This is a genomic window from Belnapia sp. AC561 (assembly GCF_979252845.1).
Map to the genome: position 1 here is coordinate 210,949 of NZ_CEEDBP010000001.1, position 21,439 is coordinate 232,387.

Genomic DNA, 21,439 nt, shown 5'->3' on the forward strand with positions numbered 1-21,439 from the left:
GCCATTGACCGGATCAGGAGTGGATGGAGGAGCCATCGCAGCCAAGCCAAGCCATCGCATCGGGCGCAGCAACGGGCATCAACCTGTCGCCGCCGCTGCTGGTTTCGCTCTTTGGTCCCATGCGGGCCGTGTCCTCCGGCCGGGAACTGCGCATCCGCAGCCGCAAGGCCCGTGCCCTGCTGGGCTATCTGCTGCTCAGCGAGAGCGGTGAGGAAAGCCGGGAAAGGCTGGTCGGCCTGCTGTGGAGCGAGGCCAGCGAGGAGAAGGCGCGTGCCTCCTTGCGCCAGGTTGTGCATGAGTTGCGCGAGGCATTGGAGGCGATCGGCTGCAACGCGCTGCGGGCCGGGCGGCTGAATGTCGCGCTCGACCTTGCTGCGGTGGTGCCGGATGCGCGCGACGTGCTGCGGGCCGCCGAACGCGGCATATCCCATCCGCTGCTCTTCACCACCCAACGGTTGAGCGAAGCCCTGCTGCAGGGGCTGGACGACCTCGACCCCGCCTTCCGCGGCTGGCTCATGGTCACCCGCCAGGGCTATCACGACCGGCTGATCCGCGCGCTCGAATCAGCGATGCGGCAGGAAAGCCAGCCCCGCAGCATCCGGCTGCGACTGGCCGAAGCCATCCTGAAGCTCGATCCGACGCATGAGGAAGCCTGCCGCGGCGTCATGCGCGGCAATGCCGAATCCGGCGATGCCATCGCCGCGCTCCGCACCTACGACCAGCTCTGGCGGTTGCTGGAGGACGACTACGATACCGAGCCCTCGGCGCCGACCCAGGCGCTGGTGGCCGATATCAAGCTCGGCCGCATCGGCCCGATCGCCACCGGCCTGGCGGATGCGCCATCGCCCGGCGCGGCGGCCAACGCGCCGGCGGCGGCCATGCTCAACGAAGCGCTGGCCCCCGTCCCGGTGCCGCGCATGGCCGGTACGCCCGCCCGGATCGCGCTGCTGGTCGAGCCCTTCGCCATGAATGGCGTGGCGCCGGAACAGCTGCATCTGGCCCAGGGATTCCGTCACGACCTGATCGCCTGCCTGGTCCGCTTCCGCGAATGGTTCGTGGTGGATGGCCCGATGATGCCGCCGGCCGCCGAGACGGCGAACCGTGTCTCCGCCCGCTACCGCATCAGCGCCACGACCTATCAGGTCGGCGAGCGCATCAGCATGGTGCTGACCCTTGCCGAGCAGGACAGCGGGATCTTCGTCTGGTCGGAACGGATGGAGTTGCGGCTGGATGGCTGGTTCGAGGCGCATCGGGACATCGTCCGCCGCATTGCGATTGCCTTGAATTTGCAGATCTCCTCCGCCCGGCTGCAGCGGCTTTCGGTCGAGGCGGATGTCTCGCTCGAATCCTATGACCGCTGGCTGCGGGCGACCGCCATGATCCGCAGCTTCAGCCCGCAGAACTGGGCCCGCGCGGGTCAGTTGTTCCGAGAATGCATCGAGCACAATCCGGCTTTCTCCTCCGCCTATAGCGGGCTGGCCCAGATGGAGAACTCGGTCCACATCATCCATCCGGGCGAACGCCGCAGCCGCGACCGGGAGAAGCGCGCGGTGGAACTGGCCCGGCGCGCCGTGCATCTCGACCCGACCGATTCGCGCGCCCAGCTCACCCTTGGCTGGTCGCTGGCCATGAGCAACCAGCATGCCCAGGCCGAGGTCCCGATGCGGCTGGCCTGCGAGCTCAACCCCAACGACAGCTGGACCCTGATCTCGACCGCGCTGTTCCACAGCTTCAGCGGCAATCATGACCAGGCGGCGGGACTGGCGGCGCAGTCGCTCGAGATGACGCTGATGCCGAGCCTGACCCACTGGGGCTACCAGGTCACCATCGCCTATCTGCGCGGCGACGACGCGGCGACGCTGGAGGCCTGCGACCGGGCCCAGGACGTCATCCGCACCCTGCCGGCCTGGCGCGCCGCGGCCCTCGCCCGGCTCGGCCGGACGGAGGAGGCGGCGCAATCGGCCGAGCGCTTCCTGCGCGGTGTCCGGGCGAGCTGGTTCGCCGAGACCGGGCCGGGCGAGGAGGACATGGTGCGCTGGCTGCTCCACCTCTATCCCATCCGCCGTGCCGAGGAATGGACGCGGCTGCGCGATGGGATCGCCGCCGCCGGGCTGCCCACTGCGGGCGCCCGGCACAACGACTGGTAGGGCGGAGGCCCCGCTACTGGCAGTTGGCGATGGAGTAGTCGCCGATCCGCTGCGCATGGAACTTCAGCCGTGCCGCCTTGTCCGGCAGCGCGGTCGGGGCCTGGCCGTCGTAATGCTCGTTGTAGAAGGCCGGCAGGGTATAATCCTCCGTCGCCAGTCGCTTCTCCGAGGCCTTGACCAGATCCGGCGGCGGCAGCCGCAGCAGCAGCGTGTCGCTGCGCCCGACGACGACCTGCAGGTGCTGGATGCGGGCCGGCAGCACCACGCCGGTCTGCGCCATCCGCAATTGCTCCTTCACCTCCTCCAGCGTCTTCGGCACCGGGAAGTGGTGGCCGTTCTTCACGTAATCCTCCCCAGTCGCCCAGGTCTTCATCAGCTTGCCCCAGTTCTCGTAATTCACCGGGGCCATGTCCATCGGTTCGGTCGGATCGATCATCGGCTCAGCTCCTTGGTCGGCGAAGGTGGGATCAAAGGAAGGCGGGGTCGGCGGCGGTCAGGTCCAGCCGACGGGCGACGAAGGCGATCAGCCCCGGCATGTCCTGCACCACCGGACGGTCCGGAAAGCGCCAATCCCCGAGCCAGGTGGCGCAGAGCCGGTCGAGCGCGGCGGCCAGCCCGCCGTCGCCGGTCTCGGAGGGCAGCGGCTCCCGCAGCATTGCGCCGTAGATCGTCTCGGCGACCAGGACGGAGCCGAGGATGCCGAGCCGCTCGCCTGCCGCTTCCTGCTCGGCTTCGAACAGGACGTAGAAGGGCAGGGGCGGCTCGGCGGCCAGGGCTTCGACATCGGCTTGGTCCAGCAGGCTCAGCGCCGGGTCGCGGCTGAGCCAGGCGGCCAAGGCCGACCGCCGCGCCGCCGCATCCACCAGCATCGGCGAGAAGGCGGCCAGCCTGGGCCGCAGCCGCAGCAGCTGCGTCGCCAGGTCGTTCACCGAACGCAGGCCGGCGAGGCTCGAACTCATCAGGTCCCGGAAGGCGACGCCGAAGGGATCGCCCTCCGCGATGGGATCGAAGAGCCCATCGGCGATCAGCATGGGGCTGTGCTGCGGCCCCAGCTTCATGCTGGCATTCGGGGCCGGCAGCCCGGGCAGGGGGAAGAACTGCGACCAGCGCAGGATCCAATTGCGGCTCAACGGCATCGCATTCGGGCTGCGGCTGGAATTCAGCCGCAGCAGATCCGCCAGCGGCGCCGCCGCGAAGCTGCCGATGCGATAGCTGTCCCGCGCCATGGCATGGCCGAAGCGGAAGGCGCCATGCGAGAATTCCAGCGGGATGGCACCATCGGCCGGCCGGTCCAGCAGATCCGGCGCGGGGCCGCCGTAGAAGGCCTGCACCGCGGGATCCAGGATCCGCGGCAGCACGTCGGTGCGCAGCACGGCGCGGAAGATCAGCGCCGTTGCCTCCCGCGCCACGGCGAAGCGGGCCGCCGCGGCCTCCCGCATCGCCTTGGCGGGCAGGGTGCCGACCGGCGGGATCATGTCGAGGATGGCGTTGTGCAGCATCTCGAACAGGCCGGTGACCTGGGCGAGCAGGGCCGACTGGTCGTTCCGGGTATCGGCCAGCAGGGCTTCCCCGCTGCCCCGCCGGGTCCCGAGCGTGCCCGGCGTCGCCGCACGGCCGATGTCGCGGTAGGCGCCGGCATCGGGCGTCGCGGCCGGCGCATCGCGGATGGCGGAAAGCCGGAAGCGGCTGCGCGTCAGGTCGCGGGCGCCATCCGGGGCGAAGGCGAAGGGGCAGGCACCCGGGCCATCGCCATAGAGCGTGCGCAGCCGGAGCGGCGCGCCGGCGGCATTGGCGACGCCCGGCCGCGGCCCACCGGCCGACCAGAAGCCGGTTGTCGTCGAGACCAGGTCATGCGCCGTCAGCTGGAGCAGATAGGTATAGCCCGACGGGATCTGCGGATTCTCCGCCGCATGCGCCGGCCGGTTGCCCATCAGCAGCGCCAGGCCGCGCAGCCGGCGGCGCAGGACCGCCATGGCATCGGCGGATTGCCGCGGGTCCGCGCCATCCACCTGGAAGCGTTCCGCCGCGCCGGGGGCGCCCAGGAAGTGCCGGAATCCCGGCAGGGGGCCGAGGATGCCATCCTGCGCGCCGCCCGGCTTCGGCTGCCCGCCGGCAAAGGGACAGGCCGCCGCAGCGCCCCCCTTCGGACCCGTATCCGCTGTCATGCGTTCATGTCCCCAACTCCACCCACGCCGGCATCCTGTGCGGGTGGGCGTGACCCTAGCGTGATTCGTTCGTTGCATGACCATGCACCCCAGGCAATCACGCTGGGGTCACGGTGGCTGCGCCAGTCTCCGCGGCATGAGATGGCCACCGATCGGCTGAGCCGGTGGCCCAATGCAATGAGGCGTCACGATGACCCATATGCCGATCCAGGTGGTCAATCCCCCTGGGCTGTCGCAGGCTTCCGCACCGCCGGACCCGCGCAGCCTGATGGATCTCGCCCTCGCCAGGCTCAAGGGTGGCGAGGCCGCGGCGGCGGCGGCGGATGGCCTGGCCGAGGGGCTTCGCTGGCTGCGGAACACCGCGGCACCGGCCAGCTGGCAGCGCACCATCGCTGCGGTGCGGGCGCACCCGCTGCTGCCGCTGCTGCACGAGAACCCGCTGGCCCGGCGCGGCTACCGCAAGCCACGCGGCTATGCCGGCGATGCCCCCATGCTGGACATGCTCTACCTGGGCGAGGCGGCGCTGGAGAACGAGCCGGTGACCCCGCTCGGTCTCGACCTGTTCCGCCGCGACCTCGCCGCCCCGGCGGCGCTTGCGGCGCGCGAGCGCATCACCACCATGGCGGAGCGGATCGACGCGGCGGCCGAACAGCGCCGGGCGCCGCATATCCTCGCCCTGGGGGCGGCGCATCTGCGGGAGGCCGACCTGTCCCGTGCCGTCCGGGGCGGGCGCATCGGCCGCTTCGTGGCGCTCGACCAGGATGCCGCCTCGCTGGCCGTGGTGCAGGTCGAACAGGCGGCGCGCGGGATCGAGACGCTGCATCGCAGCCCCAAGGCGACCTTCGACGGCACCCTGCCGCGTGGTGCCTTCGACCTGGTCTATGCGGTCGCCCTCTACGACGACCTGACGGACCGGCTGGCCCATACCGTCACCGCCGCCTGCTTCGCGCTGTTGCGACCGGGCGGCCGGCTGGTGGTGGCGAATACCGACCGGGACATGGCCGATGCCGCCTACCACGAGGCCTGCTTCGACTGGGTCCGCTTCCAGCGCGACCCGGGCGGGGTGATGCGGCTGGCCCATGGCATCCCGGCGGCCGAGACCGCGACCTGCCGGGTCATCTCCGGCGAGCGGCCGGAAACCAATTTCCTGGAAATTACCCGGCGAGGTGGTGCGGCATGATCGAAGCGGCAATTCTTGGCATGGTGCCCGAAGGCTTCGTCATGGCCATGCGGGCCAGCCTCACCCTATCCCCTTATGGCGCGCCGCATCGCGCGGGGCAGGCGACGCGGGAATGGCTGATCGTCTGCCGCTGGGGTCTGGAGGGCGAGTATCTCAGCATCGCCCGGGCCGGACCGGCTGAGGGACCCGATTCGGCGCCGCCACCGGAGGGCCTGCGGCCGCAGGCGACCTTCCTCGGGCTGCGACTGGGTGGGGATGGCCATAATTTCCTGCTGGCGCGGCACCTGCCGCCGGGCGTGACCGTCGCCGGCGTGTTCCATCCCAGCGACGGCATCGCCCGCCTCGCCGGACCGGCCAGCGCCCTGCGGCTGGAGGCGGCCGGCCGCTATGCGCATCTGCGCGGTGAGCGCGACCGCCAGGAAGTCCGCGCCGATGTCCCGGACCCGCCGGAGGGTGCGGCGGAGGCGACCGGCTGGAACTTGACCGGTCATCGGCGGCCCTGGATGGGTGAGTTCCTGGCCAATGGCCAGGTCGGGCGACGGTAAAGGACGGCGAACGGTACGGGGCGGATTGACAGGCTGGCCCGAAACCGGATAACCCGCCGCCTCTCGCGGGCCTTGACCACCAGGACTGCGGAGGGGTGCCCGAGTGGCTAAAGGGGGCGGACTGTAAATCCGCTGGCTACGCCTACGTTGGTTCGAATCCAACCCCCTCCATGTCTTGGCCCGTCCCAGCCGCTGCGAGCAATCCAGGCGGGATCCCCGACATGCCCCAGTATCGTTCGCGCACCACCACCCATGGCCGCAACATGGCCGGCGCCCGCGGTCTGTGGCGCGCGACGGGGATGAAGGACGGCGACTTCGGCAAGCCGATCATCGCCGTGGTGAACAGCTTCACCCAATTCGTCCCCGGCCATGTCCACCTCAAGGACCTTGGCCAGATGGTGGCGCGGGAGATCGAGGCGGCCGGCGGCGTGGCCAAGGAATTCAACACCATCGCGGTCGACGACGGCATCGCCATGGGCCATGACGGCATGCTGTACAGCCTGCCGTCGCGCGACCTGATCGCCGATAGCGTCGAGTACATGGTCAATGCGCATTGCGCCGATGCGATGGTCTGCATCTCCAACTGCGACAAGATCACGCCGGGCATGCTGATGGCGGCCATGCGGCTGAACATCCCGGTCATCTTCGTCTCCGGCGGGCCGATGGAAGCCGGCAAGGTGGTGCATCGCGGCCAGAAGCGCAGCGTCGACCTGATCGACGCGATGATCGCCGCGGCCGACAGCAGCATCACCGATGCCGAGGTCGAGGTGATCGAGCGTTCCGCCTGCCCGACCTGCGGGTCCTGCTCCGGCATGTTCACCGCCAATTCGATGAATTGCCTGACCGAGGCGCTGGGCCTGGCGTTGCCGGGCAATGGCACCGTCGTGGCGACGCATGCCGACCGGAAGGCGTTGTTCCTCGAAGCCGGTCGCAAGATCGTCGAGATCACCCGGGCGCATTACGAGACCGACGACATGTCGGTCCTGCCACGCAACATCGCGACCGTCGCCGCCTTCGAGAATGCGATGACCCTGGATATCGCCATGGGCGGCTCGACCAATACCGTGCTGCACCTGCTGGCCGCGGCGCATGAGGGCCATGTCGACTTCAGCATGCAGGACATCGACCGGCTGTCGCGCCGGGTGCCGGTGCTCTGCAAGGTCGCGCCTTCGGTCGCCAACGTGCATGTCGAGGACGTGCACCGGGCCGGCGGCATCATGGGCATCCTGGGCGAGCTCGACCGGGCCGGGCTGATCGATGCCAGCTGCAGCCGCGTCGATGCGCCCTCCCTGGCCGAGGCGCTGGCGCGCTGGGACGTGCAGCGGACGGCGGACGACAAGGTGCGCCACTTCTTCCAGGCGGCGCCGGGCGGCATCCCGACCACGGTCGCCTTCAGCCAGGACATGCGCTGGGAAAGCCTGGATACCGACCGCGCCGGCGGCGTGATCCGCGACAAGGCGCATGCCTTCTCGCAGGATGGCGGCCTGGCGGTGCTCTACGGCAACCTCGCGCTCGACGGCTGCATCGTGAAGACCGCGGGCGTCGACAGCTCGATCCTGGTCTTCGCCGGGCCGGCCAAGGTCTTCGAGAGCCAGGATGCGGCGGTGGAGGGCATCCTCGGCGGCAAGGTGGTGCCGGGCGACATCGTGCTGGTGCGCTACGAGGGGCCGCGCGGCGGGCCCGGCATGCAGGAGATGCTCTATCCGACCAGCTACCTGAAGTCGAAGGGCCTCGGGAAGGTCTGCGCGCTGGTGACCGATGGCCGCTTCTCCGGCGGGTCCTCCGGCCTGTCGATCGGCCATCTGTCGCCGGAAGCGGCGGAGGGCGGGCTGGTCGGGCTGGTCGAGAGCGGCGACCGGATCGAGATCGACATCCCGAACCGCACCATCCACCTCGCGGTGGCCGATGACGTGATCGCCACCCGCCGTGCCGCCATGGAGGCCAAGGGCGATGCCGCCTGGCAGCCGGCCGAGCCCCGCGCGCGCCAGGTCTCGACTGCGCTCAGGGCCTATGGCGCCATGGTCACCAGCGCCGCGCGCGGTGCGGTGCGGGACCTGAAGGGGTTGCGGCGGGGTTAGAGCGTGATCGTCCGAGGCGGACCCGCCGAAGGACGTGAATCAGGCGACACAACAATAAGCTAGAGAGCGATGCGCGCTTCTTTTGGCGCGGATCGCTCTCTAGCCGATACCGAAGAAGAAGCGCTCCTCGACGATCTTGCCGTCGCGGAGCGTATAGAGCCCGACCTCCTCCATCGCCATCCGCTGGCCGGAGGCGCGCATGGTGACGTCGATGCTGAAGCGCACCGCGAATTGGTCGCCATTCACGTAGGGGCCGGCGGCGGTGGCGCTGTGGATCTCGTGGTTGGCGTACCACCATTCGGACTTGCCGCGCACGGCGGCGATGCCGGTGGAGACCGGCACCGGTCCCATGGCTTCGATGCTCACCACGTCATCGGCCCAGAAGCGCTCGCCGGCCTCGGCGAATTGGCCGGCCTGGCACAGCGCCACGAATTCCCTGGCGATCGCTTGCGTGTCCATTCTTGGAGCCCTCCGGCGCATCCTGGCGCCGAAGGGAACGTATCAAGAACCGATGCCGAAGTTCAAGCAGGCGAATCGCAAAGATAACGTTTCAGGTGATAGGGCTGGGCCGCGATGGCGGGGCAGAAGCTGGCGACCACCGGCTCCAGCTTCGTGTAGAGCTCGGCCCATTCGGCATTCAGCGCCTCCAGCCGCGCCCGCGCCGCCTCGGCCTCGACCGCCAGCTTCGCCAGGTCGAGCGTGGTGTGGCGGCCGTCCTTGAAGATGAAGCGGCCGCCGGTCATCACGTGCCTCACCCCGCCGCCGTCCTCGGTATGGACGATCTGGTTGGTCGACCAATTGTGCGGAATCCAGTTGATGCTGCCGAGGTCGAGGAAAACGATATCGGCCTTGTAGCCCGGGGCGAGGAGGCCGAGGTCCTTGAAGCCCAGCGCCCTGGCCGAGCCCAGCGTCGCCGCCTTGTAGACCTCGTCGCTGGTCGCCCAGAAGCGCGGGTCCGGCGTCTGCACCTTGGACAGCATCGAGGCGTAGCGCATCGCCTCGTACATGTTCTGATTGTCGGCGCAGCTCGCGCCATCGGTGCCGATGCCGACGTTGCAGCCGGCATCGAGCGCCTGGCGCAGTCGGAACATGCCATTGCCGAGCCGCATGTTGGACCCCGGGTTATGCGCCATGGAGGCGCCGTGGTCGGCCAGGCGCTTGAAGTCGTCGTCGTCCAGCCAGACCGCATGCGCGGCGGTGAAGTCCGGGCCGAGAAGGCCGAGCCCATCCAGATGCGCCACCAGCGTCTTGCCGTATTTCTTCCGGCCGACGACGGCCTGGACCTTGCTCTCGCCGACATGGCTATGCAGGCCGACGCCGTGTTCCCGCGCCAGCCGGGCGCAGCCGCACATGAACTCATCGGCGCAATGCAGCGGGATGGTCGGCGCGACCGCCGGCAGGATGTCCTGGCCCGACCAGCGCCAGTGCTTGAGGACCTCGCCGATGGCACTCAGCGTTTGCTGGAAGGGCATCATCTTCAGCCGCGCGACTTGGCTTTGCAGCGCATTCGGCAGGGCATCCATCAGCCCGGGGATCGCCTCGTACATGTTGCGGTCGGCGACCATCGGCGCGATCACCGCGCGCATCCCGGCCTCGGCATAGGCCGCGGCGGCGGCATCCAGCCCGTCCCGCGTCGGCAGCGGGAATTCGTAGTAGAGGTCGTAGGCGGCGGTGCAGCCCTTGGCCACCATCTCGGCGGCGCAGATCAGGGTGGTGAGCTTTTTGTCCTCGGTGGTGCGGTTGCCGCCGATCCAGGGGGCCGCGGCCAGCAGCAGCTCCAGCGTCCATTTGTCGCCCATGCCCTTGGCGAGGCCGGTATGGCCATGGGTATGGGCGTTGATCAGGCCGGGGTGCATCAGCAGGCCGGTCGCGTCGAAGACCGGGGTGCCCTCGGGGGCCGTGAGGCCGGTGCCCATGGACTGGATCACGCCATCCTGGATCAGGACGTCGGTCGGCTCGCCGCGGCGCCGGGACGGATCCGTCAGCAGGGCGCCACGGATGAGGAGAAAGCCTTTTTCGGGTATGGCCATCTTGGGTCTCCCAAGGAAGCAAGGTTGGAGGAAGGTATTCCTCCAAGCCTCCTTCTATTTTTCTGAGTCAGGCTACCGGGCGGTCGACGCCGCTGGACCATGGGAAGAGTACCCGCTCGGCGATCGAGACGGCCTGGAACAGCACGATCCCCATCACCGCCAGCAGCACCACGGCACCGAAGGCCAGCGGCGTGCGGAAGAAGGCCATCGAGGTCTGGATCAGGTAGCCGAGGCCGGCATCGGCGCCGACGAATTCCGCGACCACCGCGCCGACCACTGCCAGGGCAGCCGCCACCTTCAGCCCGCCGAAGACGAAGGGCACCGCGAAGGGCAGCCGGATCCGCAGCAACTCCTGCAGCTTGCCCGCCCGGCAGGCGCGGCCCAGTTCGATCAGCTCCGGCGGCGTCGCCAGCAGCCCGGCGACGGTGCCCACCACCAGCGGGAAGAAGGCCACCAGGAAGGTCACGATGATCCGCGGCAGCTCGTTGGCGCCGAGGGCCACGATCAGGATCGGCGCGAGGGCCACCTTCGGGATGGACTGGGTGATGACCAGCAGCGGATAGATCGCCGCCGAGATCGCCGGCGAGGAGGCGATCAGCATGGCCAGCGGCAGCGAGATCAGCACCGAGGCGGCGAAGCCCCACATCACGGTGCCGAAGGTGGCCAGCGTATGGTTCAGCACCACCGGCCAGGCGCCCCAGGTCTCGGCGGCGATCAGGCTCGGCATCGGCAGGATGAAGGGGCGGATGCCGAAGGCGCGGCAGGCGCCTTCCCAGATGGCGAACAGTGCCACCACCGCGACCAGGGAGGGCAGGGCGCCCCGGATGCTAAGCCGCATGCGCCGTCCTCCCGCCATAGATCAGCGCCCGGATGCGCTGCGCCGCCCGCTGGAATTCCGGCGTACCTTCCTGGTCGAAGCTGCGCGGCCGCGGCAGGCCGACCTCGATGATCTCGGCGATGCGGCCGGGGCGGGGGGACATGACCACCACCCGGTCGGCCAGCAGCACCGCCTCCGGGATGGAATGGGTGACGAAGACCACCGCCATTTCCCGGCCCTGCCAGATCCGCAGCAGCTCGAGGCTCATCTCCTCCCGCGTCAGCGCATCCAGCGCGCCGAAGGGCTCATCCATCAGCAGCACGCGGGGGTCCTGCAGCAGGGCGCGGCAGATGGCGACGCGCTGCTGCATGCCGCCCGAAAGCTCGCGCGGCAACCGGTGCTCGAAGCCGGCGAGGCCGGCCGTCGCCAGCAGGGTGCGGGCGCGGGCTTCCGTATCGCCAAGCATCTTCCCTTTGGCCTTCCGCATCAGCCGCAACGGGAAGGTCACGTTGCGCAGCACATCGGCCCAGGGCAGCAGGGTCGCCGCCTGGAAGACCATGGCGGTATCGGCGCGCGGCTCGGTCACCGCCGTGCCGCCCAGCACCACATGCCCGGCGGTGACGGGCACCAGCCCCGCCACCAGCCGCAGCAGGGTGGATTTGCCGCAGCCGGAGGCGCCGACGATGGCGACGAATTCGCCGGCGCCGACGGTCAGCGAGACGTCCTGCAAGGCCTCGACGCTGCCGAAGCTCTTGCTCACCCGGTCGAGCCGGATCACGGCAGCAGGCTTGTATCCACCGCCTGGGTGGGGTCCCAGGCGGGGGGCAGTTGCAGGCTTTCCGCCACCACCCGCCAGGTATTGGCCAGGCGCTCGGCGCCGAAGCGGCCGAGCCCGGTCTCCCGCGCATGGTCGGTGAAGACGAAGCTCATCACCGCCTTCAGCGAGCCTTCGCAGTCGTCCTGCGCCACTTCCGGGTTGCGGGCGACGTGCAGCTTGCAGGCCTCCGCCTGGTTGTCGCGCGACCATTCGAGGCTGCGCTGCAACCCGCGCAGGAAGCGCCGGACCAGCTCCGGGTTCTTGGCCAGCATGTCGTCGGTGGTGGCGATGGAGGCGGCGTAGATGGCGAAGCCGGTCTCGACGAAGGGCAGGACGACGATTTCCTCCCCGGCCGCGAGCGCCGCCTTGTTCGTGTAGTAGTGGTGGATCGAATAGAAGGGTGCCGCATCCACCCGCCGGGTGATCAGCAGCGCCGCCATGGCGGAGGCATCGGTATTGACCCAGGTGATGCGATCCGGGTCGGTCCCGGCGCGGCGGGCGACCTCGGGGAAATACAGCCGGTGGCTATTGCCGGGGGTGACGGCGATCCGCTTGCCTTCCAGCCCGCGGAAGGTGGTGATGCCGCTGCTGCGCAGGACGAAGAGCGAATGCGGCGAATGGGTATAGATCGCCGAGATGGACCGCACCGGCACGCTCTGCCGCGCCCGGGCCGCCAGCACGGCGCCGAGATCGGCCACGCCGAACTGCGCCGCGCCGGCCGCCAGCTTGTTCACCGTATCGCCCGAGCCATAGCCGCGGGCCAGTGCCAGCTCTATCCCCTGCTCCCGCCAGAAGCCGCGGCCGACGCCGGCGAAATAGGCCGCGTGCTCGCCGGTCGGGATCCAGTCGAGCTGCAGCAGCGCCCGGTCGGGCGCTGTCCCGGGCGCGGGTGTCTGGGCTTGCGCGGGGGCGGCGGCGAGCAGGAGCGCGCAGACGCCGGCCGCGATGGTCTTGAGCACCATCGTCGTCTCCGATCATCGTTGTGGTGCCGCGTCGCGAGCCGTCCCGGGCGGAATGAGACTCGGTTTCCGCCCCCCTGGCAAGCCAGGTCGGGGGCAGGGCGGCGTCAGGAGGCGAGGTAGCCGCCATCCACATGCAGCTCGGACCCCGTCATGTAGGAACTTTCGTCCGAGGCGAGGAAGAGGATGGCATAGGCCACCTCGTCCACCTCGCCCGACCGCGCCAGCGGCACATGCCCGAGCATCTTGGCCCGGAACACCGGGTCCGCCGTGGCGCCCGAGGTCCGCATCGGCGGCATCAACCCGGGGTGGACGGTATTGAGCCTGATCTTCGCCGGGCCTTCCTGCACCGCGACCGACTTGGTCAGCAGCCGCACCGCAGCCTTGGAGGCGTTGTAGGCGCAATGGATCCTCTCCTGCCCCACGTTGCCCGAGATGGAGGAAAGGTTGACGATCGACCCGCCGCCCCGGGCCCGCATCGCGGCGACGGCATGCTTCACGCCGAGGAAGACGCCGCGGGCATTCACCGCCATGATCCGGTCCCACAGGGCGGTGTCGTACAGGTTGTTGGTTGCGCTGCCGGAGATGCCGGCATTGTTGACCAGTATGTCGAGTCCGCCCCAGGCCCCGGTCACCGCGGCGACGGCGGCTTCCCACTGGTCTTCCTCGGCCACGTCCAGCTTGACGAATTGCGCGGTGCCGCCGGCGGCGGTGATGGCGGCGGCCACGGCCTGGCCATCCCCCTCGAGCATATCGGCAACGGCCACCTTGGCCCCCTCCCGGGCGAAAAGCCGGGCGGTTGCGGCCCCCATGCCGGAGGCGGCCCCGGTGACGAGGGCGGTCTTGTTGGCGAGACGCATGGCGTTTCCCTTCCCCTTGGTCTGCTTGGGGCGGAGCCTCGCGCAACCCCGGCCTTGACGCCACCCCCGGCGCACGGCATAGGACCCCACCTTCTTCACCACCTCCGTGCGTGGCTATTGCCGCGTACCCTGCTTTCAGGATTTGCATCATGGCCCGCCGCTGCGGCATCACCGGCAAAGGCGTCTTGACGGGTAACAACGTCAGCCACGCCAACAACAAGTCCCGCCGGCGCTTCCTGCCCAACCTGCAGGACACCTCCTTCTTCTCGGATGTGCTGGCCTCCAGCATCCAGCTGCGGCTGACCACCAATGGCATCCGCACCATCGAGCACAATGGTGGCCTCGATGCCTTCCTGATCGGCACGCCGAACCGGAACCTTCCGGCCGAAGCCCTGGTCCTGAAGCGCCGCATCCTGCGCGCCCAGGCGAAGAAGGCCGTCAGCGCCGCGGCGTAAACTGCCGCTTCACGCGCTGCTGCGAAAAGCCGGGCCCATGCCCGGCTTTTTTTATGCCCTGATCGGACTGGCCCTGGGCCTGGCGATGCTCACCGCTGGCCTGGCCCTGCGGTTGGACCGCCGGCTGCGCGCCGCCCAGGCCGCCGCCGCCGCCGCCCGGTGCCAGGCCGCAATCCGGGGCCGTTGCCTTGGCATGGTCGCGCATGAGCTCCAGACCTCCGGCTTCGCCCTGCTGGCGCTGCCGGGCCCGGCTGCCGCCGCGGCGCAGCGGCTGCTGGCCCTGGCCGATGACGTCAACGATTCCCTGGCCGCCGAGGCCGCACCGCGCCGCCTCGACCAGGGACTCGTGCCGCTCGCCCCCTTGCTCGAGGAGGTGGTCGCCACCCTGACCCTGCAGCTCGAACCTTGCCGGCGGCAGTGGCGGCTTTCGCCGGACTTCGCGCCGCTGGCGTTGGAGGCCGACCGCCGCGCCCTGCATGGCGCGCTGGTTCAGGTACTCAGCCGTGCTGCCCGGATGACCCGGCACGACGAATGGATCGACCTGCGCCCGGTGCTGAGCCACGACAGCCTGGCCATCGTCATCGAGGATGAGGGGGCCGGCATCCCGGCCGGCGACCTGTCCGGTGCCAGGCCCGATGGCACGCGCGGCATCGGCCTCGGCCTTGCCCTGGCCCGCTCGCTGCTGGAGGCCCATGGGGGCGCGCTGCGGCTGGAAGCGGTGCCCGGCATCGGCACCCGCGCCTGGATGACCCTGCCGCGGGAAAGGCTGACAGGCTGACGGGGGGCGTTGCTGCCCCCGGGTGATGGCGAGGCCGCCGATGCTGTGCTTCCCTGGGACCTGGAAACGCACCCCAATCCGCCTCCGGGATCCCCTGCCATGCAGCCGCTGACGATCGCCGTCGTCTCCCGCAACTACTTCAACCTGCCCGTCTGGATCGGCCTGCATGCCGGCCTTTTCGCGGCGGAAGGCATCGACCTCCGCATCGACCATATCGAGGGCATCGAGGAGGTGAACGACCGCCTGCGGGATGGCCGGGCGCAGCTCGCCTATGGGGTGACCGAACATGTCATCCTCGATGCCGAGGCGGGCGGTGCGCAGCGCATCATCGGCGGCAACGTCAACCGGCTGCCCTTCTCCTTCATCGCCCGGGCCGGCATCGCGGACTATGCCGGGTTGCGGGGCAGGCGCATCGGCGTCTCCTCGCTGCGGGCCGGCAGCTCCTCCCTCATCATCAAGCTGCTCGCGGCCCATGGCCTGCACTGGCCGCAGGATTATGAGCTGGTCCCCTGCGGCCCGATCCTGGCGCGATGGGACCTGCTGCGCTCCGGCGGCATCGATGCAGGGCTGCAGGGCGCCCCACTCGACAGCATCGCGCTGGACGAGGGGTTCGTCAGCCTCGGCAACCCGCGCGACCTGGTCCCGGATTTCCAGTTCACCAGCCTCGATGTCGATGCCGGCTGGGCCCAGGCGAATCCGGACCCGATGCTGCGCTTCTGCCGCGGCTTCCTGCGCGCGCATGAACGCTTCTATGCCGACCGGGCGCTGACCGTGCGGCTGGCCGAACAGGAAGCCGGGATCGCCCCCCGCTACGCTGGGCAGGCCTGGGCCGATTACACCCGTGAGGCCATCTTCCCCCGCGACGGGGAGGCGAGCGAGGCCGGGGTCCAGGCGCTGATCGAGATCAGCGCCCTGATCCGCGAATTGCCCAGCCGGCCGCGCCGGGCGGCCGACTACATCGACCGCAGCTGGCTGGCCGCCGCCCGCGAGTCCCTGCGGTGATCGACTATGGCGACCGCGCCCGGCTCGGGCTGCTGGTCCCTTCCGGCAATAGCGTGGCGGAGCCCGAGCTGCATGCCATGCTGCCGCCCGGCGTCACCGCCCTGGTCACCCGCCTCGAGCTGCGCGGCAGCTCGGAGCCGGAATTGCGGAACATGATCGGCGCGCTGGAGCCGGCGGCGAAGCTGCTGGGCGATGCCCGGCCGGACCTGATCGCCTTCCATTGCACCGCCGTCTCAACCTTCGCCCCGGCGATGGCCGCCGGTATCCGCGACCGGATCGAGGCGGCCTCCGGCATCCCCGCCTGCGCCACCGCGGATGGCATCCTCGCCGCCCTGGCCCTGCTCGGGGCCCGGCGCATCCTGCTGGTCACCCCCTATATCGACGCGGTCCATGAGCGCGAGATCGGCTTCCTGGCCGGGCATGGCATCACGGTGGTGGGCGGCGACCGCATGGGGATCGACACCAATGCGGAGATGGCCCGTATCCCGCCGGCCGTCATCGCCGACCGGGTCCGTGCGGCTGCGGTGCCGGGGGCGGAAGCCTGTTTCATCAGCTGCACCGCCATCCGCTCGGCCGGGCTGATCGCCGGGCTGGAGGCGGAGCTGGGCATGCCGGTCCTCACCAGCAACCAAGCCATGGCCTGGCACGCCACCCGCCGCCTCGGCCTGCGTGACGCGGTGCCCGGCTTTGGCCGCCTGATGGCCATGTGACGGCTTGCCCCCGGGCGGCGGCCCCGTATCATCCGCCGCAATCCCGGAGGAAACCGAACCATGTCCAAGCTCACCCGGCGCGGCCTCGCCGCGGTCACCGCGTTGCTCGCCGCCCCGGCCCTGGCACGGGCCCAGACGAAGACCATCCTGCGGATCGGCTGGACCAGCGGCGACGGCGCCCAGGACCCCTACGCGCTCGGCGCCCGGGAATTCCAGAAGGCGCTCGGTGCCCGTGTGGGTGAGCGGATCGAGGTGCAGCTCTACCCCAACCGCGCCATCGGCGATGAGCGGCCGCTGGTGGACGGCATGCGGCTCGGCACCGTCGACATGGGGGTCATCACCAATGCGGTGATCGCCCAGGTCGAGCCGGCCTTCCAGGTCAACGACATGCCCTTCCTGTTCAGCTCCGAGGAGCAGGGCCACCGCGTGCTGGACGGCACCGTCGGCGCCCAGCTGAAGCAGCGGCTGGAGGCCAAGGGCATCGTCCCGCTCGGCTACATGGAAGGCGGCTTCCGCCACATGATCAACAACGTCCGGCCGATCGTGCAGCCGGCCGACCTGCGCGGCATCAAGTTCCGCGTCCTGCAGAGCCCGATCTACATCGAGATGTATCGCAGCCTCGGCGGCAACGCCGTGCCGATGGCCTGGGGCGAGACCTTCACCGCGGTCCAGCAGGGGGCGATCGACGGGCTCGAGGTCCCGCTCGGCATCATCGAGCAGAACAAGTACTTCGAGGTGACCAAGTACCTTTCGCTGACCGGCCATATCTATTCGATGATCGGGCTGCTCATCGCCAAGCGCAGCCTCGACAAGCTGCCGGCCGACCTCAAGGCGGCGGTGCTCGAGGCCGGGGTCGAGGCCACCAGGGCGCAGCGCGCCGCCAATGCCGCCGCCCAGGCCGTCTTCCGCGACAGCTTGGCGAAGAACGGCATGCAGGTGAACGAGGTGCCGGACAAGGCCGCCTTCCGCCGCGGCGTGATGCCGATGTACGAGAGCTTCCGCGGCCAGATCGGCACCGACATCATCAAGGAAGCCCTGGCGGCGGTGCAGTAGTGCGGGCATTCGGCGCCTTCACCGGCGTGGTCGCCTGGGCGACCCGTGCCAGCATCGGCATCGCGGCGGTGCTGATGCTGATCGCCATCAGCTATCAGGTCGTGATGCGCTACGTCTTCGGCGACACGCCGTCCTGGTCCGAGGAACTGGCCGTGCTGCTGTTCAGCTGGTCGGTCCTCGGCGGGCTGGCGCTCGGCGTGCACGAGGGCTGGCATGTGCGGCTGACCCTGCTGCCGGACCTGTTGCCGGCCGGCATCCGCGCCTGGACCGAGCGGCTGACCGAGCTGGTCACCGCCGCGCTCGGCGTCTTCCTCGCCTGGTCCGGCTGGCGCTTCCTCGACCTCACCTCCGGCAGCACCTCGGCCGCCATCGGCTATCCGATCGAGATCCTCAATGCCCTGGCGCCGGTCTGCGGCGCGCTAGTGGCGCTTTTCGCGCTGGACCGGGTCTTGCGCGGCCCGCGGGGTGATCTCGCGTGACGGCCATTTCCTGGTGCCTTACCGCGGGCTTCGCCGGGCTGGTCGTGCTCGGCTTCCCCTTTGCCATCGCCATCGCGCTGGCGGTCACCGCGGCGCTGCTGCTGGCCGATATCGAGCCGGCCTTCCTGGCCCAGGCGCTCATCAGCGGCAGCCAGCAGTTCAGCCTGCTCGCCATTCCGCTGTTCATGCTGGCCGGGGAGCTGATGACCGCGGGCGGCCTGTCGCAGCGGCTGGTCGACCTCGCCGGCACGCTGGTGCGCCACCGCACCGGCGGCCTCGCCATGGTCGCGGTGCTGGCGGCGCTGGTCTTCTCCGCCATTTCCGGCTCGGCGCCGGCCACTACGGCGGCGATCGGCACCATCCTCATCCCGGCCATGGCCGCGGCCGGCTATAGCCGCGCCTTCGCCGCCAGCATCGCGGTCAGCGCCGGCGTGCTCGGTCCGCTGATCCCGCCCTCCATCGCCTTCGTCATCTGGGGCATCATCGCCGAGCAATCGATCAGCCGGCTTTTCCTCTCGGGCATCGTGCCCGGCATCACCCTGGCCATCGGCCTGCTGGTGATCTGCTGGGTCCATGCCAAGCGGAACAAGGTGCCGAGGCTGCCGCGCGCCAGCCTGGCCGAGACCTGGGCCGCCTTCCACCAGGGCAAATGGGCCCTGGCCTCGCCGCTGGTCGTGCTGGGCGGGATCTACGGCGGCATCTTCACCCCGACCGAGGCCGCCGCCGTCTCCTGCGTCTATGCCTTGGTCATCGGCCTTTTCGTGGAACGCAAGCTGACCATCCCGGCCTTGCCCGGCATCGTCGCCAGCGCCATGCGCACCAGCGGCATCGTCTGCGCCATCATCGCCGTCTCCACCGGCTTCGGCATCCTGGTCGCCCAGGAACAGATCGCCACGCGCTTCGCCCATTGGATGGCCGACAGCATCGAGCAGCGCTGGCTGGCGCTCGCCTCGCTCAACCTCGCCTTCTTCCTGCTGGCGGCGGTGATGGATGAGATCGCCATCATGGTCATCCTCGGCCCGATGCTGATCGCCATCGCCAATCGCTTCGGCGTGGACCCGATCCACTTCGGGGCGATCATCGTGACCAATGTCTCGATCGGCATGGCGGCGCCGCCGATCGGCTATTGCCTGTTCATCGGCATGGCGATCAGCAAGCTCACGCTCGGGCAGATCTCCCGTGCCATATGGCCGCAGATCCTGCTCATGCTCGCCGTGCTGTTCCTCACCACCTATATCCCGGGCTTCGCCCTGATGCTGCAACCGGCGGGACGCTGAGCATGAACCATCCCCTCTTCGATCCCGCCGACTTCCGCATCCCCGTGGGCATCACCCATGTCTGCGCCGGGGGCGAGACCGCCTTCCTGCATCGCCACGATGCGGCGATGTCCCGCTATGCCGCCGACAAGAGCAACGGCATCCACGGCCGCCACGCCCAGGATGCCGAGGTGCTGCGCGCCCGCAGCCTGCTGGCCGCAAGCTGGGGCGTCGATCGCGGCGATATCGGGCTCGTCGCCAATGTCGCGGAAGGCATGTCGATGCTGGTCGAGAGCATCGACTGGAAGCCGGGCGACAACATCGTCGTCGACCCGGATGAATACCCGTCGCTGGTGGCGCCGGTCGCCTTGCAGCGCCATCCGCATATCGGCATCCGCTATGCCCGGGCCGGCGATGCTGCCGCACTGGCCAAGGTGGTGGATGCGCGGACCCGCATGCTCGCCATCTCCCATGTCTCCTACCTGACTGGCGAACGCTACGACCTCGCGGCCATGCGGCAGGTGGCGGACCGGGTCGGCGCGCTGCTGGTCGTGGATCATACCCAGGCCGCAGGCTACCTGCCGATCGACCCGCGCATCGCCGATTTCGCCTTCGCCGCCACCTACAAATGGCTGCTCGGCATGACCGGCACCGCCATCGCCTATTGGAACCGCGCGCGGCAGCCGGATTGGGCGCCGAGCACGGCGGGGTGGAATTCCATCGAGGGCCTCGGCGCGCCGGATTACGCCGCGGGGCTGCGATTGGTCCCCGATGCCATGCGCTTCGCCCGGGGCAACCCCGGCCATGCCGCGGTCTATGTGCTGGCCTCGGCGCTGGACTACCTCGGTGGCGTCCCGCAGGGCGCGGCCCTGGCGCATGTGCAGTCCCTGACGACGGCCCTGCATACCCGGCTGGCCGAAGCCGGCATCGCCAGCACCACGCCCGCCGACCCGGCCCGGCATGGTGCCAGCGTCTGCATCGCGCTGCCCGGGGCCGCGGCGCTGACCGAGGCCCTGGTCCGGCACGGCGTCTGGGCCTGGAACGGGCGCGGCCGCATCCGCTTCAGCTTCCATGGCTACAACGCCATGGCCGATGTCGACCGCATCATGACGGCGCTGCTGGCGGAATGGCGGCCATGAACCTCGCCCGTCGCACGCTGCTGGCCGGGCTTGCCATGCCCGCGATCGCCCGCGCGGCCTTCCCCGACCGGCCGATCCGCCTGGTGGTACCCTATGGCGGCGGCGGCCAGACCGATATCGTCAGCCGGGTGACGGCCGATGCGCTGACCCGAGTTCTGGGCCAGCCGGTGCTGGCGGACAACCGCCCGGGCGGCGCCGGCAATACCGCCGCCGAAGCGGTCGCCCGCGCACCGGCCGATGGCCATACGCTGCTGGTGGCGACCGCCGGCACCAATAGCGGGTTGAATGCGCTGCTCTACAAGCAGATGGGCTACGACTGGCAGACGGACTTCACCCCGGTCGGGCATTTCTGCTCCACCTTCAACGTGCTGCTGGTCCACAACTCCATCCCCGGCGCGACCTTCACCGAGGTCGCGGCCTGGATCCGCGCCAATCCCGGCCGCTTCACCTTCGCCTCGGCCGGCGTCGGGGCGAATACCCATCTCATCATGGAGGATATCGGCGCCCGCCTGGGGCTCGAGATGGTGCATGTGCCCTATCGGCAGAGCACCCAGGCGATGACCGACCTGCTCTCGGGCCGCATCCATGCGCGCTGCATGGGCCTGCCGGAGGGTGCCACGGTGAAGGACCAGCCGACCTTGCGTGCCGTGGCGCTGACGACGCCGGCCCGGCGCCCGGAATGGCCCGGTGTGCCGGCCGTTGCCGAGACCATTCCCGGCTTCGAGGCCGGCGGCTACTTCGGCCTCTCCGCCCCCGCCCGCACCCCGCCCGAGGTCGTCGCCCGGCTGAATGCCGCGCTGAACGAGGCCCTGGCCGATGAGCGGGTGCGCGCCGCCTATGCCAAGGTCGGCGCCGATGTCGCCCCGGCCAATACGCCGGCGGAATTCAGCGCCATGGCCCGCGCCGAGGGTGCACGCTGGTCGCCCCTGATCCGTCGCCTCAACCTCGTCGCCGAATAGGACCCTGAAC

21 protein-coding genes and 1 tRNA gene are annotated in these 21,439 nt (G+C 69.9%); 14 read left to right on the plus strand and 8 right to left on the minus strand.

Translation table 11 applies throughout. The features are described 5' to 3' along the window. Positions 1 to 23 precede the first annotated feature (23 nt). Positions 24 to 2,147 (plus strand): BTAD domain-containing putative transcriptional regulator, encoded by a 2,124-nt coding sequence (locus AC0IW9_RS01095; protein ID WP_471646355.1) that lies wholly within the window; start codon positions 24 to 26, stop codon positions 2,145 to 2,147. A 13-nt stretch (positions 2,148 to 2,160) separates the two neighbouring features. Here the strand turns inward: AC0IW9_RS01095 and AC0IW9_RS01100 are convergent, their stop codons facing one another. Then, complete coding sequence (locus AC0IW9_RS01100) at positions 2,161 to 2,583, minus strand: hypothetical protein (protein WP_471646356.1); 423 nt, start codon at positions 2,581 to 2,583, stop codon at positions 2,161 to 2,163. Positions 2,584 to 2,614: 31 nt separating this feature from the next. Then, entirely contained in the window at positions 2,615 to 4,312 is a 1,698-nt protein-coding gene (locus AC0IW9_RS01105; RefSeq protein WP_471646357.1) for a peroxidase family protein, read from the minus strand. A gap of 190 nt (positions 4,313 to 4,502) precedes the next feature. On the opposite strand from AC0IW9_RS01105, the gene AC0IW9_RS01110 reads away from it, so the two are divergent. From AC0IW9_RS01110 to ilvD, 4 genes are all read left to right on the plus strand, one after another. Further along, entirely contained in the window at positions 4,503 to 5,492 is a 990-nt protein-coding gene (locus AC0IW9_RS01110; RefSeq protein WP_471646358.1) for a hypothetical protein, read from the plus strand. Continuing rightward, the gene (locus tag AC0IW9_RS01115; protein WP_471646359.1) at positions 5,489 to 6,037 is read left to right on the plus strand and encodes a hypothetical protein; all 549 of its coding nucleotides are present in this window, start codon (positions 5,489 to 5,491) and stop codon (positions 6,035 to 6,037) included. Before AC0IW9_RS01110 ends, AC0IW9_RS01115 begins: the two co-directional genes overlap by 4 nt. 89 nt (positions 6,038 to 6,126) lie before the next feature. Then, a tRNA-Tyr gene (locus AC0IW9_RS01120) sits at positions 6,127 to 6,208 on the plus strand. A 50-nt stretch (positions 6,209 to 6,258) separates the two neighbouring features. Next, positions 6,259 to 8,115, plus strand: coding sequence for a dihydroxy-acid dehydratase (gene ilvD / locus AC0IW9_RS01125; protein WP_471646360.1), 1,857 nt, complete (start codon positions 6,259 to 6,261; stop codon positions 8,113 to 8,115). A 99-nt stretch (positions 8,116 to 8,214) separates the two neighbouring features. On the opposite strand, the gene AC0IW9_RS01130 is transcribed toward ilvD, so the two are convergent. The 6 genes from AC0IW9_RS01130 to AC0IW9_RS01155 form a co-directional block, all read right to left on the minus strand. Further along, positions 8,215 to 8,574 (minus strand): SnoaL-like domain-containing protein, encoded by a 360-nt coding sequence (locus tag AC0IW9_RS01130; RefSeq protein WP_471646361.1) that lies wholly within the window; start codon positions 8,572 to 8,574, stop codon positions 8,215 to 8,217. A gap of 62 nt (positions 8,575 to 8,636) precedes the next feature. After that, positions 8,637 to 10,145, minus strand: coding sequence for an amidohydrolase family protein (locus tag AC0IW9_RS01135; protein WP_471646362.1), 1,509 nt, complete (start codon positions 10,143 to 10,145; stop codon positions 8,637 to 8,639). Positions 10,146 to 10,212: 67 nt separating this feature from the next. Next, positions 10,213 to 10,983 carry an ABC transporter permease gene (locus AC0IW9_RS01140; protein ID WP_471646363.1) on the minus strand — a complete coding sequence of 257 codons (771 nt, stop codon included), beginning with the start codon at positions 10,981 to 10,983 and terminating at the stop codon, positions 10,213 to 10,215. Then, positions 10,973 to 11,740, minus strand: coding sequence for an ABC transporter ATP-binding protein (locus AC0IW9_RS01145; RefSeq protein ID WP_471646364.1), 768 nt, complete (start codon positions 11,738 to 11,740; stop codon positions 10,973 to 10,975). Before AC0IW9_RS01145 ends, AC0IW9_RS01140 begins: the two co-directional genes overlap by 11 nt. Continuing rightward, entirely contained in the window at positions 11,737 to 12,741 is a 1,005-nt protein-coding gene (locus AC0IW9_RS01150) for an ABC transporter substrate-binding protein (protein WP_471646365.1), read from the minus strand. The genes AC0IW9_RS01145 and AC0IW9_RS01150 overlap by 4 nt, the downstream gene beginning before the upstream one ends. Positions 12,742 to 12,845: 104 nt before the next feature. Further along, on the minus strand, positions 12,846 to 13,598 hold the full coding sequence (locus AC0IW9_RS01155) for an SDR family NAD(P)-dependent oxidoreductase (protein ID WP_471646366.1): 753 nt from the start codon (positions 13,596 to 13,598) through the stop codon (positions 12,846 to 12,848). 149 nt (positions 13,599 to 13,747) lie between these two features. Between AC0IW9_RS01155 and rpmB the strand changes: the two genes are divergently transcribed. The 9 genes from rpmB (at position 13,748) to AC0IW9_RS01200 (ending at position 21,429) form a co-directional block, all read left to right on the plus strand. Beyond that, positions 13,748 to 14,053, plus strand: a complete 306-nt coding sequence (rpmB, locus tag AC0IW9_RS01160; RefSeq protein WP_471646367.1) for a 50S ribosomal protein L28 — start codon at positions 13,748 to 13,750, stop codon at positions 14,051 to 14,053. Between the two features lie 37 nt (positions 14,054 to 14,090). After that, the gene (locus AC0IW9_RS01165) at positions 14,091 to 14,831 is read left to right on the plus strand and encodes a sensor histidine kinase (RefSeq protein ID WP_471646368.1); all 741 of its coding nucleotides are present in this window, start codon (positions 14,091 to 14,093) and stop codon (positions 14,829 to 14,831) included. Positions 14,832 to 14,930: 99 nt separating this feature from the next. Beyond that, positions 14,931 to 15,833, plus strand: coding sequence for an ABC transporter substrate-binding protein (locus AC0IW9_RS01170; RefSeq protein ID WP_471646369.1), 903 nt, complete (start codon positions 14,931 to 14,933; stop codon positions 15,831 to 15,833). After that, the gene (locus tag AC0IW9_RS01175; RefSeq protein WP_471646370.1) at positions 15,830 to 16,543 is read left to right on the plus strand and encodes a maleate cis-trans isomerase family protein; all 714 of its coding nucleotides are present in this window, start codon (positions 15,830 to 15,832) and stop codon (positions 16,541 to 16,543) included. Before AC0IW9_RS01170 ends, AC0IW9_RS01175 begins: the two co-directional genes overlap by 4 nt. A gap of 60 nt (positions 16,544 to 16,603) precedes the next feature. Next, positions 16,604 to 17,596 (plus strand): TRAP transporter substrate-binding protein, encoded by a 993-nt coding sequence (locus AC0IW9_RS01180; RefSeq protein WP_471646371.1) that lies wholly within the window; start codon positions 16,604 to 16,606, stop codon positions 17,594 to 17,596. Then, positions 17,596 to 18,075 carry a TRAP transporter small permease gene (locus AC0IW9_RS01185; protein ID WP_471646372.1) on the plus strand — a complete coding sequence of 160 codons (480 nt, stop codon included), beginning with the start codon at positions 17,596 to 17,598 and terminating at the stop codon, positions 18,073 to 18,075. Before AC0IW9_RS01180 ends, AC0IW9_RS01185 begins: the two co-directional genes overlap by 1 nt. After that, positions 18,072 to 19,352 (plus strand): TRAP transporter large permease, encoded by a 1,281-nt coding sequence (locus tag AC0IW9_RS01190; protein ID WP_471646373.1) that lies wholly within the window; start codon positions 18,072 to 18,074, stop codon positions 19,350 to 19,352. The genes AC0IW9_RS01185 and AC0IW9_RS01190 overlap by 4 nt, the downstream gene beginning before the upstream one ends. A 2-nt stretch (positions 19,353 to 19,354) precedes the next feature. Continuing rightward, entirely contained in the window at positions 19,355 to 20,470 is a 1,116-nt protein-coding gene (locus tag AC0IW9_RS01195) for an aminotransferase class V-fold PLP-dependent enzyme (RefSeq protein WP_471646374.1), read from the plus strand. Next, positions 20,467 to 21,429 (plus strand): Bug family tripartite tricarboxylate transporter substrate binding protein, encoded by a 963-nt coding sequence (locus tag AC0IW9_RS01200; protein WP_471646375.1) that lies wholly within the window; start codon positions 20,467 to 20,469, stop codon positions 21,427 to 21,429. The genes AC0IW9_RS01195 and AC0IW9_RS01200 overlap by 4 nt, the downstream gene beginning before the upstream one ends. The last annotated feature ends 10 nt before the right edge of the window (positions 21,430 to 21,439 follow it).

What these genes read in the sequence shown, in the direction of transcription:
- AC0IW9_RS01200 (WP_471646375.1), top strand. Translation starts at nt 20,467, where the DNA reads ATGAACCTCGCCCGTCGCACGCTGCTGGCCGGGCTTGCCATGCCCGCG.
- AC0IW9_RS01195 (WP_471646374.1), top strand. Translation starts at nt 19,355, where the DNA reads ATGAACCATCCCCTCTTCGATCCCGCCGACTTCCGCATCCCCGTGGGC.
- AC0IW9_RS01115 (WP_471646359.1), top strand. Translation starts at nt 5,489, where the DNA reads ATGATCGAAGCGGCAATTCTTGGCATGGTGCCCGAAGGCTTCGTCATG.
- AC0IW9_RS01180 (WP_471646371.1), top strand. Translation starts at nt 16,604, where the DNA reads ATGTCCAAGCTCACCCGGCGCGGCCTCGCCGCGGTCACCGCGTTGCTC.
- AC0IW9_RS01165 (WP_471646368.1), top strand. Translation starts at nt 14,091, where the DNA reads ATGCCCGGCTTTTTTTATGCCCTGATCGGACTGGCCCTGGGCCTGGCG.
- AC0IW9_RS01140 (WP_471646363.1), bottom strand. Translation starts at nt 10,983, where the DNA reads ATGCGGCTTAGCATCCGGGGCGCCCTGCCCTCCCTGGTCGCGGTGGTG.
- AC0IW9_RS01130 (WP_471646361.1), bottom strand. Translation starts at nt 8,574, where the DNA reads ATGGACACGCAAGCGATCGCCAGGGAATTCGTGGCGCTGTGCCAGGCC.
- AC0IW9_RS01100 (WP_471646356.1), bottom strand. Translation starts at nt 2,583, where the DNA reads ATGATCGATCCGACCGAACCGATGGACATGGCCCCGGTGAATTACGAG.
- AC0IW9_RS01135 (WP_471646362.1), bottom strand. Translation starts at nt 10,145, where the DNA reads ATGGCCATACCCGAAAAAGGCTTTCTCCTCATCCGTGGCGCCCTGCTG.
- AC0IW9_RS01110 (WP_471646358.1), top strand. Translation starts at nt 4,503, where the DNA reads ATGACCCATATGCCGATCCAGGTGGTCAATCCCCCTGGGCTGTCGCAG.
- AC0IW9_RS01095 (WP_471646355.1), top strand. Translation starts at nt 24, where the DNA reads ATGGAGGAGCCATCGCAGCCAAGCCAAGCCATCGCATCGGGCGCAGCA.
- AC0IW9_RS01150 (WP_471646365.1), bottom strand. Translation starts at nt 12,741, where the DNA reads ATGGTGCTCAAGACCATCGCGGCCGGCGTCTGCGCGCTCCTGCTCGCC.
- AC0IW9_RS01155 (WP_471646366.1), bottom strand. Translation starts at nt 13,598, where the DNA reads ATGCGTCTCGCCAACAAGACCGCCCTCGTCACCGGGGCCGCCTCCGGC.
- AC0IW9_RS01170 (WP_471646369.1), top strand. Translation starts at nt 14,931, where the DNA reads ATGCAGCCGCTGACGATCGCCGTCGTCTCCCGCAACTACTTCAACCTG.
- AC0IW9_RS01105 (WP_471646357.1), bottom strand. Translation starts at nt 4,312, where the DNA reads ATGACAGCGGATACGGGTCCGAAGGGGGGCGCTGCGGCGGCCTGTCCC.
- rpmB (WP_471646367.1), top strand. Translation starts at nt 13,748, where the DNA reads ATGGCCCGCCGCTGCGGCATCACCGGCAAAGGCGTCTTGACGGGTAAC.
- ilvD (WP_471646360.1), top strand. Translation starts at nt 6,259, where the DNA reads ATGCCCCAGTATCGTTCGCGCACCACCACCCATGGCCGCAACATGGCC.